Raw genomic sequence first — 17,723 nt, forward strand, 5'->3', positions numbered from 1 at the left:
TTTGAACTTGATGTCATGGCAATTTATGCCATTTTTTCAAAATTGATCGCCTAAGTGGAAAGGCATCATGAGCTTGCACCAGTTGTCGCTTTCAGGCGTCAAGCCTTTTCTTAGCCGGACAGTAATGTTAAGACGTGTTTATTTTTCGACTTGATGTCTATTCAAGAGAAGACATCTCCTAGCTTTTGCTAGGATAGGATTTAAAATATACAAAGCACCCATGGCGTTTGTAAACCGCAAAGTAAAATTCTAAACAATTTGCTGGATATTAATAACTGTAGCAAATTACTGAGTAAATTAGCTTGCTTTCTGTAGGTCAGCAGTAGCATTTCCGGGCTGGCATGGTTTCCCGCTCTGGGGCTTGAGGGCGGCGAATCGCTGTGCTATTTTTACCTGTCATTTCGGGGAGGCACAGAGCTTTCCTGAACCGAGTCATGGAATTACACATAAACAATGGTTGCGTATGAGTTTCATTCAAGACGACATATACCAGATGATTCAGAGATCAGATAAGTTGAAAGATGATGACCGTCTGTCAATCTTTGAATACTTGTCGCAGAAATTTTCAATAATCCCCTTGCGCGGTGGATTTGCTTCTCCAATAGAAGCTTCTGGTGATCCAGATGAAATGAAGCGAATGGCTAACAAGTTGAAAAGACCAATTGAAAGCGGTTGGGAAAAATGGTGCGAAACGATTCGCTCGTTCAACCATCAAGATTTTAAAGCTGACAGGGCAGGAATAGCGTGTGGCCCAGCGAGTGGCGTGCTGGTCTTAGATGTTGATTACATTGATGAATTTTGGAAAGTCCTTAAGTTCAATGGTATTGATCCCATGCTCCCATCTACTTTTGCCGTTAAATCCGGAGGAAGAGGTGATCGTTACCACTATTATTTTAGATATCCTAATGATGGTAAGAAATACTCCTGCCGATCTAAGGCCAAATGCTTTGACGTAAGAGGAACAGGAGGACAAGTAATCTGTCCCGGGTCTTTACACCCAGAGACTCAAAAGCCTTATGTTATTGCCACTAATGAAGATATTTTAGATGCTCCAAACTGGTTGCTCGAATATTCTTCAGGGGCACGAGATATTTTCACAGAAGATGATCAAGATAGACGTTCCAAAAAAAATTTACTTCCCGCCTCTCGAAATAAAGCTTTTGAAATAGAGACGTTAGAAGCTAATTCGGTTGATCTTGATAGTCTTATTGCAGGATTGCCTATTTCTGAAGACATTAAGCAAAAGATCATGACGCCATATCTTCGGGGCACTAGATCAGAACCATCCTGGTCGGTTCTGCTTGGTCTGCTCAACGCTGGTGTTGATGAAAGGACAATCAGGTCTATCTACCAAAGCTATCCCATTGGTGAAAAGTCTAGGGAAAAATCTGATTGGTTTGAACGGGAAATTGAAGCAGCTAAGAAAACTATAGCTCAGAATCCAATAGGGGTTCATATGCAACTTGGTTTCTCTTCTGGGACGAATGGTTCTTCTTCTGATTCTGAGTATGGTATTGTCAATGCGTTTGATGTGTTAACGGCGCAAACAAACTTTGAGTTTCTTATAGACAATTTCTGGCCTAAAGATGAGCCGTTGTTAATCACTGGATATGGTGGGGCTGGTAAGTCAGTCCTGACCTTGCAAATAGCAATGGATCTGGTTTTCCCTCCAGCCAATGGGTTCTTAAATAAATACAAAGTACTACATGGAGGACATCGCGTCCTTTTTGTACAATCTGAAAATTCTTTAGTTGGAATGAAGCGAAGACTCGAGCTTATACGCGGCGCTTATGCTATCCCAGACGATGTTATTCGAGAGAAGCTTTTTTTCGTCGGTAGAAAAAAGGATATTCGTGCTACTGGCGATCTTGATAGTCCACGGTTTCAAGATGTAATCAAGAAACAGCATGATTTGATAAAATTCGATATTCTGGTGATAGACCCGCTCATAAGTTTTCACAGTAAGGATGAAAATTCAAATGACGAGATGCGTAGACTCTTGGACAATTTTTCTGACTTTTGTGAAAGTCTTAAGGTCTCGCCGTTAATCATACACCACCACGGAAAATTTAAGCAAGAAAGAGGAGTCGGTGGAGGACGCGGTGCGAGTGCTATAGGTGATTGGTCTCCTAACACCTGGGAACTCGAATACAAAGAAAAGGATAAGAAATTTAAGTTCATTCATAAGAAAGCTAGAAATTTCATGTTAAACGATGATCTTTCACTTGAATTGAGCAACTTGAGGTTTGCTGTTAGCGTTCAGTCGGGTAGCTTAAAGAACGATACTACTTACTTTGTCATCAAAGCTTTGCAAAACTTGAACGGAGTTGCTCAGACCCAAACTGTTTTGAAAAATGAAGTTGTCAATGTATACAAAGCGGAGAATCCAGGTAAAAGTATTACTGCCGTGACTGCTGTCAAGTACATTAAGGATGCCGTTGGCAAGAAAGCTGTTAAAACCATCCATGGTGCGAAAGGATCAATATCCTATCAGCTTTGACCTAAGATATTGACACTCCACCTGCAAGTTTTGTTGGGTTGCAACGGTTGCAACTTTCGACAAATTTCAAATTTGCAACAAAAAATCGAAAGATTTTAGATTGTTACTGCTGTTTTTCAGCTGCAACTGCAAGTTTGCGGTTTGCAACTGTAACCCTTTGAAATTTTTAAGGTTCAACTGCAAAAATTCTGTTATATATTAGAGGGGGGTTGCTTTCGCACCCCCTCCTGTCTCACAATAGTTTAGCAATGTTGATGGCGATGAAACTTTCCTTTTAAAGGAACGAAAAGGAACTTCCAGCAACTTTTGAAACAAACTTTGCTAATTTCATCCAAGTTCAAAACAAAGTTTAGAAAGTATCGGATTTTTGGCTTCTTAAGTTTCGCTGGAGCTGATGGTAAAAGATGTAACTTGGATTTCTTCGCCATGATCATAAAGAACCTTGTCCTATATGGATCCAATATAGCTAAAAAAGTGTAGTCTATGGACGGGTTTTTGTCCATTTGTCGATGAAAAAGTTCTCCTGCTCAGGGTGATGTTTGTGGTGAAGAAGATTTGCTTTTGAAGGAACGTAATGGACTTCCGGCTATTTTTATCCAAGTGCAAATAATATTTTCACCAGATATTGTCATTTTTCTCGTAGGTTACATTTTTTGTAACCGATCTAATCGCCGGTTTATTGCTATTTTATTCAGAATGAGAGCTATTGGCATAGTTTTTAAGAGCCACTTCGGCGGCTTCTTTCGTGGGATAGTTAAGCCAGTTTTAAAAGTTTTTGATGTTAAAGATATTATCAGGACATGCTGTTTTCTCTTTTGTTTTCATAGGACAGGGGTATCCCGGCTTTTTCATCACAAATTGAACTTTTTTGTCTAAGTTTATTACCCATCAAGATTGACAAACCCTACTTTGGCTCATGGGTATTCTTATCTGGACCCTATGGGACACATGAAAACCAGAACTTACCCAGCTGGGAACGATCCTGGCCGATGCCCAGACCGAGAATGACAATGCCGCCGGGCAGAAAGCGGGGCGCTCGTGCCAACCTGCTTAAAACGCTCCGTTATCATAGGGCAAGTTCTCATTCTTGTTGTCGCTGGCTGCCGGCCCAGAAGTCGGTGAATCTCGTCAAATCGGCAATTTTTGAGCATGGTCAGTCGCAGGATCCTGCGAGTTTTAAGTTGTGGAATTGCTCCAAATACCCATTCTTGTCGTTTCTAGCTGATAATAAAAGAAAAAGGGCCGCTTTCGCGACCCTTCATGTTTTGGTCGGAGAATGAGTCCACCGATTCCTGCGAATCCTTCTCTCCCATATTTTAGAAAATTAGACCGTCCTTGATCTGGAGTTCTGTAACCACCTTTTCCAAGGTGTTGTAGTACACTACTTGTGCTACTTGCCTATATAGAACCCTTTTGGACCCGGTAAACTCATCCATCGTTAGCGATAGTCTGTCGTTCAAGAATTTTTCGAACACATCCATGTATGGATAATTGTAACGCGTGTACATATGTCCATTCTTTTTGTCCAGTTCCTCAGGAAAGTAAATGATATCTGTTTTGTTCCGTTCTTTCCGTTCAGGATTCCAAAATCTTACGACTCCTGTTATGGCATCGTTGAGCCAAGATTTAGAGTCACAGGAGAATGCTGGGCAGTTGGAAATCAGTTCGAAATCACTAATACCGAACAAATGCACCCTGACTTTCCTTGTTTGGTGCAACCAGAATACCGGCGGGAATAAATTTTCCGGGATTAATCTCCCTTTACTTTGGCCGATGGCTATAAATTCCGGACAATCTTCCGTGTAGGACCAAGCTTCATGGTTTTTCAGGTTATGGATAACCGGTACGCCAACTACGTTTGCATTCTCTAGCTTGACCAATTCTTCGTAGTTGTTTGCGAATCCTTGTGGTCCAAAGTTGAAATCAGGGCTGAACACCATTAGATAACCAGTTGGGTTCATCGAACAATGTACAGTGAATCGAGTGATGAGTTCACTTACAGTAACGTCGAGATTCGAGAACATTGCGCTGAATGCTCCGTTGTCTAGAACAATACTGCTGATGATTGACTCAAATTCTTTGAGATATTCTTTGTACTTTCTGGGCATCCTAGCTGCCGTCCAAAGAATACTTAGCAAAATGTCGGGGCACCGTTTGAGTAGTTCCTGTAAGACATTTATATTGGGCGATGAGATAAACACGCGCATAATATACTCCTTGAGTGGCTCCCCCAGTACGTGACCAGGGGAGCCTTTATGTGTTATGCAGCTACTTGCTTGGGCTTGCGCTTTAACTCTTCCTTCTTCTTGAGGATTTCGAGTTGCGCAATTAAGGCATCAATACGGTCAGTTTCGACAGGGGTTTCGTAGGAGTCGAGATTGATGATATCAATGACCGTCTCCTTCAACAGCTGCACAGCAACATTGATATCTTTTGGGCGCTGGGCGCGGGCCTTTGAAGAGCCTTCTTTGCTCCCAGGCTTCTTATGGGTTAACAGGTCATTGCGGTTTTCAGGTTCATTGACCAACTCCAGCAGGTATTCGACTGGCTCCATGCCGGCGTCCTTGCGGTGTTTCATCTCGTCGATGTCCGCCGTTTCGATCTTGATTCCGCTGCCGCAAACCATCCGAAGGGTTTGGAACGGAATCTCAAGTCCTTCACGGTTCAGCCGATGGCGGTAAATGGCAGCGTCGCAATTGGCTTTGAACTCGTACATTGGCATGTCGCTGTTAACGTTAATGTTGTCCCCAAGAAGTTTCATCACCGTCGCGATAGGCTTGGGATCCTTTTCCAGGTGGCAATCCTTAACAATTGACGCGATCCGTACGAGGCGGTCAATGCCTAATTCCAGATGTTCCACGGCATCACCAAGAGAAGCCGCGCTCATATAACCTCGTAACGTGCTGGGATGAATGTGCGGGTCCAAGCGTTCCATACGATATCGTGTCCAACCTTTGAGACCGCCTTTTTCCGCACATGTTTGAATTTGGGTGATGGTTGCCATTTCGCCGAGTGTGAGTGCAACAATACCTAACTGTCTTTGTGCCGCGGCGAAGACTGGCTGGAAACCGATGTTGGTTTCGACAATCTTCTTGTATTTGTCATCCAAGGAGAGGGTCTTAAATTCACCCGTTCGAATTTCATCCAAGAAGTCAACGGGGGTGATCTTTTTGGCCTTCACTTCTTCCAGAGTGTCAGGAATACGTCCAATTCCACCAGTTGCGCTGTGCATGATGGTAACAGCTTCATCATCTAACTGGGCGCGAAACTGTTCATAGGATTGGGACTCGTTCGGTTGACACTTGGTGGGAACTGCGTGTCCGCGTGCATCGCCAGTTTTCGGTGTAGCACCAGCACCGCCAGTGCCACCAATTGGCAACTCAGATTTATGATCATGATCAGCTGACATTTCTTACTCCTTGATCTTCCCAGTTAAGGGAGAGGGTGTCGCTTTGAAACTACTTCCCAGTGAAGTTTTTCGCAGCGCCGTTCTGCCTCTTATAGTATCAAGGATCGTGCCAGGAAGTGTTGTCGGTTAACTTGCTAAAATAACACAAGTATTTTTTTATGAGCTTCCGAGGTGTTAAATATATCCGTCATACTAAACGGACGACCGTCGTATTTGACGGCCGTGTGGTTTTCATGTCATGCTAAATTCGCATGTGGGAGAGACTTAGGTGCGGCTGAGGGGTTGGTCAGCATTGAGTCTATGGGGCAGAATTTTTTTGCCAAACTGAAAGGATTTGCGGTATGCACGTACTAGTCTGCGGGCCTGTAGAAAAACCAATGATTTCTATCATGTTGGATAGATGGAGTACTTATGGCTGGGCGTGAATGGTTAGTGCTTCCTGGGATGACCCAAGTTTTTCTCCGTTATCTATCTATTGCAAAAGAATATTTGTCTGGAAAATCAGCCATTCACAATAAACCATTAATGATAATAGGTGATTCTGGTGTCGGTAAGGGTCTATTTATTGAGTGTGCAAAGCAACTTTTCGAATGCAGAGCTGAATCAGCTCCTTCTCTGCAAGCCGTTAAAAATGCCAGCCCTTTTATCAGAATTAATTGTGCATCATTTACAAAAGACTTAGCTGAATCCGAAATATTTGGACATGAGAAAGGTGCGTTTACAGGTGCAACTGAGAAGAAGAAAGGCATTGTCGAGGAGGCTGGCGGAGGTGTGTTGGTTTTAGATGAAATAGGTGAACTTCCAGAATCTGTACAAGCAAAGATACTTATATTCATTGAAGAAGGAGAGTTTAGAAGGGTTGGTTCGAATAAAATAGAACGCTCGAATGTATTTATTATTGGAACTACGAATCAAAAGCAGGGTAAATTTAGGGCTGATTTTTGGTATAGATTCTTTCCAATATTTATCCCGGCATTGCATGAACGTAGGCTTGATGTCCTCTACTATATTGCATTAAAGTATCCACTTATATTTAATCGGTTGACACCGCAGCATGCGTTGAGTTTGTTGGCGCATAATTGGCCTGGGAATATTCGTGAACTCGAACGGGTCATTTCAATAATAATGTCTGAAGATTTGATGCGTGAATCACAGCCCCTGACCGGCGAGCATGTTCAAAATAAACCTATCCCTTTATTTTTTCCTGTGGACACAAGGCAAACATCTTTGGCTGAAATGTATCTTAGCCGTTTTTGTAGCGACTTGCTTGCTGCAGATTTTGATATCGAGTCTTTTAATTCGATAATATCATGTTATGGTTTGCAAGTCCCTTATTCTTTTTCTATCTCAGATGGATTAAAAAAAATCAAAAAAATTTATGCAGAATTAGAAAAAAAGCAAACTAGTCACTACTATTTTGGCAAAAAATCATTTTCTGAAAGATCTTTTACAAAACCAATTTTAGACTGGGAGTTGAATCGTAAATTTCTTGGGAAACCCCAAATCCTTGGACCTACGGATAAAGGATTCATTTTGTATTATTATCCTGATGGGTTCCAAAAAGAATACGACAATCACCCTATGCTTGATTTGATTCAAAAAATGCAAAACAACATAAACGATGAGGCAAGTTTCTATCAAAAAATAAAAATTTGTTTCGAAGAGAACATGCAGCGCCTTGGCCATTTGAAGAATGTAGCTGTAGTTTCTAGGGTAAATAAAATTGAGGAAATTGGTGTGTGTTTCTCGTGTATATGCAATTTTTTTTTGAAAAATAGTTCTTCTCATCTGAATGTATTCGATCAGGCGGAGGTTCACCTCGCCGGTTCTGATTCTTTTGGAAAAGTTCAAAAATCTATAATAACAGCTTTTGTTGATGCCGGCTTGGTTCCAGGAGCTCTTAAGTTTGCTTCCGGAAGAAAATTGATTTTTAAAAAAAAGTATCGAGTCGAAACAGATTGGGGTGAGTATGTTAAATCAGTGCTGCGGAATGATGATACTCCCGGTGTTGCGTCAGGACAAGTTCAACCAGTAGAAAACCGCGTGGTTTGCGAATCAGTCTTATATAAATGTACTGAAGATGAACTGTTGCGCTCCTATTATAAATACTTACGCTCGAATTACGATACTGTTGTGCAAGTTTGTAGGCATGCTGGGCTTAACGAGTCAACATGTCGTAATAAACTCAGAGAATTTGGGTTGTTGCCGAAACAGATGAAGGAGGATAAATGAGTGTGAGTTTTTCAGAAGAAATACCAAATTAAAAGAGGGCCCGTTTTTCAGCTCGTAAATGTCGAAATTTTTTATTCCAACACGCAGGATCCTGCGAATTTTCAGGGTCACTTTGGAAGCATTATCGCAGGTTTCCCACTTCACCCCTTGTTTGGATTGTCCGGTGCTCCAAAAAGCGGGTTTTGACTTTTAGGTCTACCACCAATGGTCAATTTTTAGCTCTTTTGTACAATTCTTCAGCCACTTTTGCTCGAAGAGCAACGCAGCTATTTCCTCGGATTTTCGTATGGAATTAGTGCGTTGCAAATCGAAGAACAATTGCCTAATAGTCTGTTATTGCGTAATATTTTCTGACATGACAGCCAGTGACCCTTTCTGGTAAATCGACGGCATGGAATGGTTCATCGGATCAACCCTGGTCATGGGCATAGTCGTCGTTCTCGGGCTGTTTCTTGGCAAAAAGAAAGGCCATAAGAAACGCTCCGGTCCTGGATTCTTCAGTTTTGACCGATACAAAGAACGTGAACTTTCCAAGCGTGGGGTCTTCGATAAGACGAAATGGTAAGTTTAGTAACTTTATTCAGTCATCCTCGGGCAGCATAATCGTCAGCACTGGCTCAGCATTGTCACCAGGGCCGATGTGAGCGATGATATCAACGGTTTCTTTTTTATCTGGCCCCATCAGGAACGACACTTTGAAGTACACCCGATCTGTCCCTTTGCTGGACCGGGCGGCGAACATCGCCAGTGTCAGCAGATCATGGAGTCGGCCAGCACTGGATTGCCCATAACTCCTGTCCAATCCGGTAGGAACTTCAATATATTGGTGGTAGAGGTTATCGGTGACGACAGTGTGGACTTTGAACCCGGTTGCTTTGGCATCGGCGGTGATGTCAATTAGGACACCATCTTCGATAGCCTGTGCCCGGGTGTAGCTGTAGATGACGTTCCAGTCTTTATCGGTGGTCATTTTTGGTATCTCCAGATTCGGCAGTTAAAATGGCATCGAGTTTTTGACGGAAACTTTGACACAGTGTAATTCCAACATCGGCGTATGAGCGCGTTAGTTCCCCATAGATTTCGATCGACGATGTATCCATTATTTTGAAAAGCTGTTCAATCGAACGAAAAGCATTGAATATTTCGTCCTTGCTTTGAAGAAGATCATGATCTTTTTGACCCATATGGCCTCCTTTGTTTTTTAAGTAGAAGAATAGCCTGGACCAGTGGGGCGGTCACGGGAGTTTGGGATAGGCTGGGAATTGGACTGGACAAAGCTCTATGGAAATCGGACGTTGGTTGTAGGACGCGATTTCCTGGGATTTTGGCCCGGGGGGAACCCCAAGGCCCCGGCCATAGGAAAAGGCCCAGGAACGGGCCGGTAGAGAGCAGGGGAGGGGTGTCCGAGAGGAAATCCCAGTGGTTGGTCCGGGATGAAAGAGTCAGCTCGTCTTCGACCGGAGAAGTAAATGGAGGTGTGGATACCTCACTGCTAACGGTTCATCGTTCTCCATTCTTCCTTGGCACAAGCTTGAGTTGACAGGAACCATCGTCCAGTTTATATGGTAGTAAAGTTTCGAACTTCGGCTGAAAAAGATTTTTTGTTAATTAACTTGGTGTCTTGTGGTATCGTTGAAAGGCTGTCGATGCCATGTTGCGACGCTATTACGTTATTTATCTATGGAGGATTTGAAATGTGTGATGTGACTAAGGTTTGGGAGAATCTGAACACGGCACTGATTGTTTCCGACCCTGATTTCAATGTGACGTATGCCAATCAGAGGGCTTATACTCTTTTTGAAGAGTTGAAGATTGCCGGATTGGAAGTTGGTAAGAATATGGCCGCATGCCACCAAGTAGCTACCATGACAAAACTGAAAATGATCTATCAGGACTTTGCATCCAAAAAAATTAAAATCAATCATCTGACCATGGATGGACCTGATGGGACTTTGACCATCGTAAACGTCCCTTTTTACAATGAGGGAGGAGAGTTGGGAGGCGTTGTGGAAATGGTTTTTGAAGGTTCTCTTGCCTGAGTCTTGTCGTTATAGGTAAAGAGAAGTTGTTTTATCTCCCTGGTGGTTCATTCTGGTGAAGGATAGTCATGACCAAGTAAAAGAGCATGAGAGATTTTCAACTTACTTGGATAAATGAGAGCAAAAGGGTGAACCACCATATCCTGAGTTTTTTTGTGCCATTCTTTCGGACTGATTGACAATGATGATGCGGCCAGAAGAAATTTATGGTCAGCACCGTGAAATTTTGGACATCTTGACCCAAGTGAATTGTTCGCCCATCCTCTCTAGTTCCTTGGCCCGGAAAAAGCCCTATTGAAATCGGACGTTGGAGTTATACTGGGAATTACGGGACTTTTGGCCCGGGGGGAGACAAAGGGGGGAGGCCATTGGAATAATTCCAGGAAAGGGGGCGTAGGTGCGTTGGGGGTGGGTGTTTAAACTAAGATCCCAGCATCACATTGGAGTGTATTTCTGTGGACATCAAAGGTCTATGAATGGAAAGTAGTTGCGAAGATATTTTTGTTGCACGGCAACCGATATTTGACACTTCAGGAAATATCTGGGGTTATGAGCTTTTGTACCGTTCATCGGCTTCTGCTGTCGGCGCACAGATTAATGATGAAAATTTGGCAACGATCAAAGTAATTTCTGATGGATTTTCTTTGGTGTGTGAAAGTTTGCTCAACAGTCAGAAATTATTAGTTAATTTCCCTTGTAGCTTATTGACATCTGAAGCAGCTTTTGCCCTGCCATCAGATAAATGTATCGTAGAAATACTTGAAAATGTTTATCCAAGCAAAGATGTTTTAGATTCGCTGCATGTGCTGTTGGCAAATAATTACACATTAGCACTCGATGACTACATTGGTCAGGAAGAGCTGAAACCATTCTTGCCGTTTGTAAAAATTGTTAAAATCGATATCCTTGCATTGGATAGCCTCGATCAAGCAAATGAAATTGTGAAAAGCCTCGAAGGTAATGGTGTGATTCTGTTGGCAGAGAAAGTTGAAGACATATTTACGTATGAAAAGCTGATGGATATGGGGTTTGTTTTATTCCAAGGGTATTTTTTTGCGCGTCCCGAAGTGGTTCCAGGGAAGAAAGTTTCTGCTCAAGAAGTTTCAAAAATCAATCTATTAAACGAACTAGGGAAAGATGATTTAGACGTTGTTCGTTTGTCAGAGATAGTTAAATCTGATCCTTCCATTAGCTTTAGATTGCTGAAATATATTAATATGGCTGGGCAGAACACCGGGCGTTGTATTGATTCTGTAGAACGGGCAATTACAGTCTTGGGGCGACGCCAGCTGGTTCAATGGCTTCGAGCGGTAATCCTCTCAGATATGAGCTCTTCGATGAAAGCTAATGAACTTTCATTTATGGCTGTTAACCGTGGTTTTTTCTTTCAAGCCTTGTCGAATCTTGTTAGTTGTTATGAATTTCAGCCGGAGACAATGTTTTTAATTGGGATCCTTACTCTAGTTGATTCTATAATGGAAATATCTTTAAGTGACATATTGAAACCATTGGCCTTGGATGATAAAATAAAAAATGTTATGCTGGATACCGATGCGAAGTTAACTCCATTTATCGAGCTTGTTCGGGCCTATGAGAAATGGGATGTAAATAAAATCAAAACATTAGTGACTTCTTTATCGTTGGACCTTGATGTGGTAGACGCGATCTATAATAAATCCTTTGCAAAAACTTTAGCAATTATGAAGTCTGTTGCTAATTGATTGGATGCCGGGGCCAGCCCAAAGCCATAGGTATGGGGCGTAGGGCGTGAATTAGCGTGGTGTCCAAGGGAAAAGACCAAGTCCCAAATTCCCCCAAAGGGAAGCTTCGACTGTTTCCCTGAAGAAAGTAATGCTATTCCAGCTAGTTATAAACTGCAGGTTCCTGCATTTTTTAATATTAGACAGATGCGCCAGGATATCGGTTCGTTTAGAGCTTGATCGGCGACAACGGCGGTGGATCACATCTCGAATCAAAAACGTTGGTTTCCTCTGAATACTTCTGCCATTTGCAGCCCCTGGTAATGACCAAAACCTTTGAAACTGTCCTTTCCCTGGTCTTAGAGCATTTGGTAAGGGCGGACCAATAAGGTTATTTGACTGTAAACGTGACTTTTCTAGTTAGTGCTTAACTAAAGTTTTGATGATACGAAAATACAAGAAGGATTGTTCCGATGGTAGAATCTTGTCCGAGTGATAAGTGTAAAGTACAGAATGTCTGTTCTGAAATTCATAAGCTCGGATATGGAGACGATCCTGCGTGGTTAGCGATTATCTTAATCGTCAGGAATTTATTGGCAAAGTTTTCGTGTTTTTCTGAGTCTCAAAAATCTATGTTGAAAAGTTATGTTTTTTCTGAGCTTAAGAAAAAAGATGCATCGCCTGAGCATCTAGATGAAGTGATCCAGCGCCTTGAGCATTTCTTTGAAGACAATAAAAAATGTAAGGATTTAAAAACTCAATTTGCTCGCCAGAATGAAATGTTGGGTGGCATGACTGGAGAAATTGATGGATTTTTAAAACAGCTATTTTTTTCTGAGTCGTCTCGAAGTGATCTAGTTACAAAGTATGGTAACGAGTCGCTTGAAGTTCTGAACAAACATGTTGAACCAGCTGAAATTGTAAATAAAATGAAAGTCATGGTTACAGAAATGCTGACTGCGTACAGGCAGGAAGCTGAAGAGTGGCAACAGAAAGCAAAAAGTTTAGAGCAGATGGTCAACGTAGACTCATTGCTTTCGCCGTTACACAATCGAGGTGCCCTCGAAAAATATCTACGGAATGAAATTGCTAATTCTTCGGCAACTGGCAGTGAACTCACTGTTTTGATGATGGATATAGATAATTTCAAAGAAATAAATGACGAATTTGGTCATCATATTGGGGATGATGTCCTTAGAGCTTTGGCTAAAATAGTTCATAGCCATGCTGCAATGTATAAATGGTATGCAGCTAGGTATGGTGGGGATGAGCTTGTCGTCGTTTGTAAGTCATCAGCAGAAGAAGTTATGCTACATGCAGATGCAATTAAAATTGCTGCCCAGAATTATGATTTTTACACGAGAAAAGACGAAAAAGTCCAAAAGCCTAGTGTTAAGTTTACAATTTCCATCGGCATCGGTGAGTATGTCAGGGGGATGACTTCTGATGATCTGGTTGATGTTGCTGACAAGGCTATGTATAAAGTTAAAATGGCTGGGAAAAATGATGTTGCTGTTTTTGAACAGAATAAAGAAATTTCGTAGGTCTTTTGTTGCGCATTCAGTTTTCGAAAGAGAAGGTTATTTCTGCTGTAGTCCAGTGAAGAGCATCTATTAGGCTGCAAAGTTTTTCTTTGTCTTGTTGGTGAGAAGGGTTGCATGATGTTGCGATGAGTTTGGATTTGAAAACTTTGCATAGCTTATGATGCATTGATTTTTAAGCCTAAGTTGTAGCTGCGTATTGTATTGCTTGGCTAATGATTGCGCTGTCATGATGCTTTCCAAGCCGCTCCCTGGTCCAAACCGAAGACAAACATTTTGAAAATTATCTAGGTATACTTGGCAGTTACATTGTTCTCGGAGATGTTTCAGGGGGTCGAAATGGTCTTTCATCGAAGGGACCTCCTTGGGATTGGCTTTTATCTTTACACGACTGAGCCCGTTGTGCCAAGGTTTACTTGGGTAAATTTCACCCTGATCGAAAATGTAATTAAAGTTGGCTAATCTAGATTTCGATTAGAACGAACTGGCGTGGCGTTGGACAAAGCCCTATGGAAATCGGAAGTTGCGTGTAGGATGCGATTTCCTGGGATTTTGACCCGGAGGGACACCCCAGGCCCCGCCCATTGGAAAAGGCCCAGGAATGGGCCGGTAGAGAGCAGGGGAGGGGTGTCTAGGGAAGAAGGCCAAGCCCAGATTTGCCCAAGGGAAGGGTTCCAGCTTTTTGCTCAGATAAATACTGTGACTTCGACGACTTTTGAAAAGTCCAGTTTACTGGAACTTTTGATTTTCAGCTGATGGTAAAAAATTATGCTTATCGGTACTGGGTAAGCGTTAACGGCGCGGGTATGGCATTTTCGACCAGAACGATGGTGTCGGATCGCAGGATCCTGTGAATTTTAAGACCCGTGATGGTGACAATGTCACGGGAACTGGCCTGTTTCCTGGTCCTTGAGCATTGGGTACGCTGAATCGTGGCGTTAACACCTAGTAATAGCTCAATTTCTTCAAATACGAAATTTCCTTCGTTTTTGACTGGACGAAATTTGACGTTTTGCGAGTAAATCAGCGGTTGCCGTTAATCACTAACTGTATTGACATCTTTACGTTTTAAGCTACATTCTGGAAATCAAATCCGAAACATTTCTTAAGGAGTTTTACCCATGCCTGGAAGAGAATCAAAATTCGACGCGATGAAACTTCGTACCATGATCACCGAAGGGAAGACGGCTCAGCAAATCATAGATGGTTTTGAAATTGATAAAGTGACTTTGAAAAACCATCTTCTGAAGTTGATGCAGATGGATGAGAAGTTTTATAAGATCGAAGGGATGGAAGCTCGGGCGGTTTCTGGGAATGCCAAGTTTTCGAAAAATGGTCTCCGCTTGTCCCCGACACTTCTGTCCAACTACGGTTTCACCTTGGGTGACGAATTTAAAGTTTCGAGCTTGGAAGAAGGGAAGATATTGCTGGAGCAGAAGTAGCTTGTTTCGGTAGAGTAAAATTAAAGCCCACGTGGTCCAAGTTGGGGCGTGGGCTTTTATCACTTGTACGTTTTGTGAAGCTTAAACGTTTGTGTCGGGGCTAAATATTTGATCTATTGCGTTCTTTAAGTCTTCGAGGATGATTGGCTTTGATAGGTAGCCGTTCATGCCATGGGCCAGAAAATTTTCTCGGTCTCCAGCCATCGCATGAGCAGTCAGAGCTATAATAGGTATTTTGGAGAAGTTTTTGTTTGAATTCCTTATCGCTATGGTCGTTTCCACTCCATCAAGATTCGGCATTTGGATGTCCATGAGAATTAAATCGAATTGATCTGATTGCAATAGCTGTAACGCTTCTGCCCCGTCGTTGACGCACTTTGAAATATGGCCGATTTTTTTTACAAAGCTAGATATGGCCAATTGGTTGACTTTATCATCTTCTGCGATAAGTATTTTTAGGGTCGAAATGTTTCCGCGAGCGATGTCGTTAATTTGATCTGTATATTCTAGGATCGGAGGCTCAGTGATCTTAAAAGGAATCGCAACACAAGTCGTAGTGCCCCCTCCGTCATTATTGTCGACAGTGATACTTCCTCCCATAACAAGGAGTAGCTTTTTTACGATAGAAAGTCCAAGACCCACCCCTCCGTATTTACGCGTCAAAGATCCATCGACTTGTGTGAAGGGGTCAAAAATTTCATCTAATTTGTCTTCAGGTATCCCAATGCCTGTGTCTGAAATTTCAATAAAAATGTGAATAATATTTTTATATGTGAGCGACGTAATCGATAGGAAAATGTGTCCCTGAGATGTGAATTTGACTGAATTTCCGAATATATTGAATATGATTTGTCTTAACCGGCCAGAATCTCCATAAATAAATCCAGGGATTGATTCATCGATAAATGTTTTAATCTCTAAGTTTTTTGAAGTTAGTTCTGTAATGAAAGTATTTATAACGTCTTCGGCAAGTTGGTTGACGCTGAATCCATGACTCTCTAGGGCGACGTAACCTTGTTCGATACGAGACAAGTCTAAAAGATCAGTAATTAAATTAGTCAAGTTCCTTCCTGAATTCAAAGCGATGTCGATATACTCGTTTTGCTCGCTGTCCGTGTCCGTTGACTCAAGCAACTGGAGCATCCCCATGATGCCGTTCAGGGGTGTCCTTATCTCATGACTCATGTTGGCTAAAAATTCAGATTTTGCTTTATTTGCTGCGTCTGCTGTTGTCTTTGAAAAGATCAATTCTGATTCGAATTTTTTCTTTTCAGTGATATTTTTTGCGATCCATATGATACCTTCAGATAAATCGTAGGGATTTATTGCAGAACCGCTCACTTCACAGGTTATTATTGAGCCGTCTTTCTTTTTTAGTTGCCATTCGCAATTGACAACTTTAATTGTTGATGCCTTTGACCAATAACTTTCTCCATATTTCAAAAAAAGTTCATTGTTAACGTGGATTATTCTGACAGGATGCCCTATGACTTCTTCTCTAGAGTATCCAAACATTTCTTCAAAGCCGATATTTACATCTGCTATAATGCGATCCTTCTTGACAACAAGAATTGCCACTGCAGGAGTTTTTAAAATATTTTCTTTCCATAAAAGATGCTTCTCTAGAATCGATTGGTTTTTTTTGAGAGATATTTCAATAAATTTTTTTTCAGTAATATCTCGATTGCATCCTCGGCGTCCTAGGCAAATCCCTTCGGAGTTGTAAATAGCCTTGCAGGTATGGCTAATCCATACGATTTCCCCTCTTGAATTTATTATGCGGAATTCGATTTCGATGTGTGGAGACTGGACTCTACAGAATTTCATTTCTTCCAGATGGTTTTCCCATAAAATTGCATCTTCTTCGTAAACTATTTTTTGAATAGATACTTCGCTATTAATAAAATCGTTCGGTGTGTAGCCACAGATACGTTCGCATGAAGGAGAAACCCAAATATATTTGTTGTCTAATCCCTTCCAGTATTCCCAGTCGTAGCAATGGCCTACTATTATCGAAAATTTTTGTTTCAAATCTTCTAATGAATTCTGCAAATTTATTGTGTTTAGATGATTTGATTCTGTCGAAGATTTAATGTAGTCTTCAAGTCCATTGATGCGATTGATGGCAGAATTAAATTTTTTTTGACAAATGATGTCAAGACATTTTGAATAAGTCATGTACCGTCCTAGCTTGTAGTAGATGAAGGTTTTTGACTTGGCGTAAATAGCCACAAGTCAGGTTTAATTCGGGAAATCACCAAAAAATAACAAATCCAGGCTTAAAATATTTTTTGCTGTAGAATACTTGCAGCTAAAATAAACATAAAAAGTTTAAAAAATCTGAAGCTTGTGTTGTAAAAATCTTGGTTTTTAACAAACATGCTCTGAATTTGTAAAAGAGTTTAGGTCAAGATAACGGTCAAGATGTAGATATGAGTCAGTAGGGTTTTATTTTAGAATTTAAAGAACGAGCAGATAAATTCGTTAAAAAATTCGCCAAGTCTTGCATTATTTTTTTATAATTTAATTCTAAAAAATTGATTTCAAGGTCTTCAAGAAATGTCTCTGTGTTGTACAAGGCAATAAGGACGTTTTCTTTTCCGACCCTCTTGTACGCTTTGAGTAGCCGTGATTCGTGAAGAATAATTATATTTAGTAGGTAAATAGCTAAATAACTTTTATTGATTTGAGTGCGTTCTTCTGGAGTGCCAAGGAGTTTGATTCCAATGGACTGAATGGCTTCTGTTAAAGCTGGATTAGTCTCAATTATTCTGGAAATTTCCATGTGAGCTCTCTTCCTAAGGTGGGTTGGTATTCTATTCATATCAGGAGAGGTGGAGTAGTTCCTACCCCCACCTCC

At 41.4% G+C, this 17,723-nt stretch carries 13 protein-coding genes; 7 read left to right on the top strand and 6 right to left on the bottom strand.

From position 1 onward, the window contains the following. The first annotated feature begins 514 nt into the window (after positions 1-514). Positions 515-2,500: an AAA family ATPase gene (locus GTA51_RS09930; protein ID WP_246198078.1), complete on the top strand. Its 1,986-nt coding sequence runs from the start codon at positions 515-517 to the stop codon at positions 2,498-2,500. Between the two features lie 1,316 nt (positions 2,501-3,816). Here GTA51_RS09930 and GTA51_RS09935 read toward each other — a convergent pair. Together GTA51_RS09935 and GTA51_RS09940 are read right to left on the bottom strand one after the other, a co-directional pair. Continuing rightward, the gene (locus GTA51_RS09935) at positions 3,817-4,707 is read right to left on the bottom strand and encodes a hypothetical protein (protein WP_160960719.1); all 891 of its coding nucleotides are present in this window, start codon (positions 4,705-4,707) and stop codon (positions 3,817-3,819) included. Between the two features lie 53 nt (positions 4,708-4,760). Further along, a complete protein-coding gene (locus GTA51_RS09940) occupies positions 4,761-5,909 on the bottom strand; it encodes a hypothetical protein (RefSeq protein WP_160960721.1) in 1,149 nt (382 codons plus the stop codon). 411 nt (positions 5,910-6,320) lie between these two features. Here GTA51_RS09940 and GTA51_RS09945 point away from each other — a divergent pair, with 411 nt between their 5' ends. Continuing rightward, on the top strand, positions 6,321-8,141 hold the full coding sequence (locus tag GTA51_RS09945; protein ID WP_160960723.1) for a sigma 54-interacting transcriptional regulator: 1,821 nt from the start codon (positions 6,321-6,323) through the stop codon (positions 8,139-8,141). Between the two features lie 391 nt (positions 8,142-8,532). After that, positions 8,533-8,706 carry a hypothetical protein gene (locus tag GTA51_RS20605; RefSeq protein ID WP_170300331.1) on the top strand — a complete coding sequence of 58 codons (174 nt, stop codon included), beginning with the start codon at positions 8,533-8,535 and terminating at the stop codon, positions 8,704-8,706. A gap of 15 nt (positions 8,707-8,721) precedes the next feature. On the opposite strand, the gene GTA51_RS09950 is transcribed toward GTA51_RS20605, so the two are convergent. Further along, on the bottom strand, positions 8,722-9,111 hold the full coding sequence (locus tag GTA51_RS09950; RefSeq protein WP_160960725.1) for a DUF6573 family protein: 390 nt from the start codon (positions 9,109-9,111) through the stop codon (positions 8,722-8,724). Next, positions 9,098-9,325: a hypothetical protein gene (locus GTA51_RS09955; RefSeq protein ID WP_160960727.1), complete on the bottom strand. Its 228-nt coding sequence runs from the start codon at positions 9,323-9,325 to the stop codon at positions 9,098-9,100. Before GTA51_RS09955 ends, GTA51_RS09950 begins: the two co-directional genes overlap by 14 nt. Positions 9,326-9,703: 378 nt before the next feature. Here GTA51_RS09955 and GTA51_RS09960 point away from each other — a divergent pair, with 378 nt between their 5' ends. The 4 genes from GTA51_RS09960 (at position 9,704) to GTA51_RS09975 (ending at position 14,863) form a co-directional block, all read left to right on the top strand. Beyond that, positions 9,704-10,180, top strand: a complete 477-nt coding sequence (locus GTA51_RS09960) for a nitrogen regulation protein NR(II) (RefSeq protein ID WP_211922521.1) — start codon at positions 9,704-9,706, stop codon at positions 10,178-10,180. A 476-nt stretch (positions 10,181-10,656) separates the two neighbouring features. Then, positions 10,657-11,901, top strand: a complete 1,245-nt coding sequence (locus GTA51_RS09965) for an EAL and HDOD domain-containing protein (protein WP_160960729.1) — start codon at positions 10,657-10,659, stop codon at positions 11,899-11,901. Positions 11,902-12,353: 452 nt separating this feature from the next. Next, a complete protein-coding gene (locus GTA51_RS09970; RefSeq protein ID WP_160960731.1) occupies positions 12,354-13,424 on the top strand; it encodes a GGDEF domain-containing protein in 1,071 nt (356 codons plus the stop codon). Positions 13,425-14,542: 1,118 nt separating this feature from the next. Continuing rightward, positions 14,543-14,863, top strand: a complete 321-nt coding sequence (locus GTA51_RS09975; RefSeq protein ID WP_160960733.1) for an ArsR family transcriptional regulator — start codon at positions 14,543-14,545, stop codon at positions 14,861-14,863. Between the two features lie 81 nt (positions 14,864-14,944). On the opposite strand, the gene GTA51_RS09980 is transcribed toward GTA51_RS09975, so the two are convergent. Together GTA51_RS09980 and GTA51_RS09985 are read right to left on the bottom strand one after the other, a co-directional pair. Next, positions 14,945-17,041, bottom strand: a complete 2,097-nt coding sequence (locus GTA51_RS09980; RefSeq protein ID WP_160960735.1) for a PAS domain S-box protein — start codon at positions 17,039-17,041, stop codon at positions 14,945-14,947. A 259-nt stretch (positions 17,042-17,300) separates the two neighbouring features. Continuing rightward, the gene (locus tag GTA51_RS09985) at positions 17,301-17,648 is read right to left on the bottom strand and encodes a hypothetical protein (RefSeq protein WP_160960737.1); all 348 of its coding nucleotides are present in this window, start codon (positions 17,646-17,648) and stop codon (positions 17,301-17,303) included. Positions 17,649-17,723 lie beyond the last annotated feature (75 nt).

The sequence above is a fragment of the Solidesulfovibrio aerotolerans genome, assembly GCF_009856865.1.
Classification (GTDB): Bacteria; Desulfobacterota; Desulfovibrionia; order Desulfovibrionales; family Desulfovibrionaceae; genus Solidesulfovibrio; species Solidesulfovibrio aerotolerans.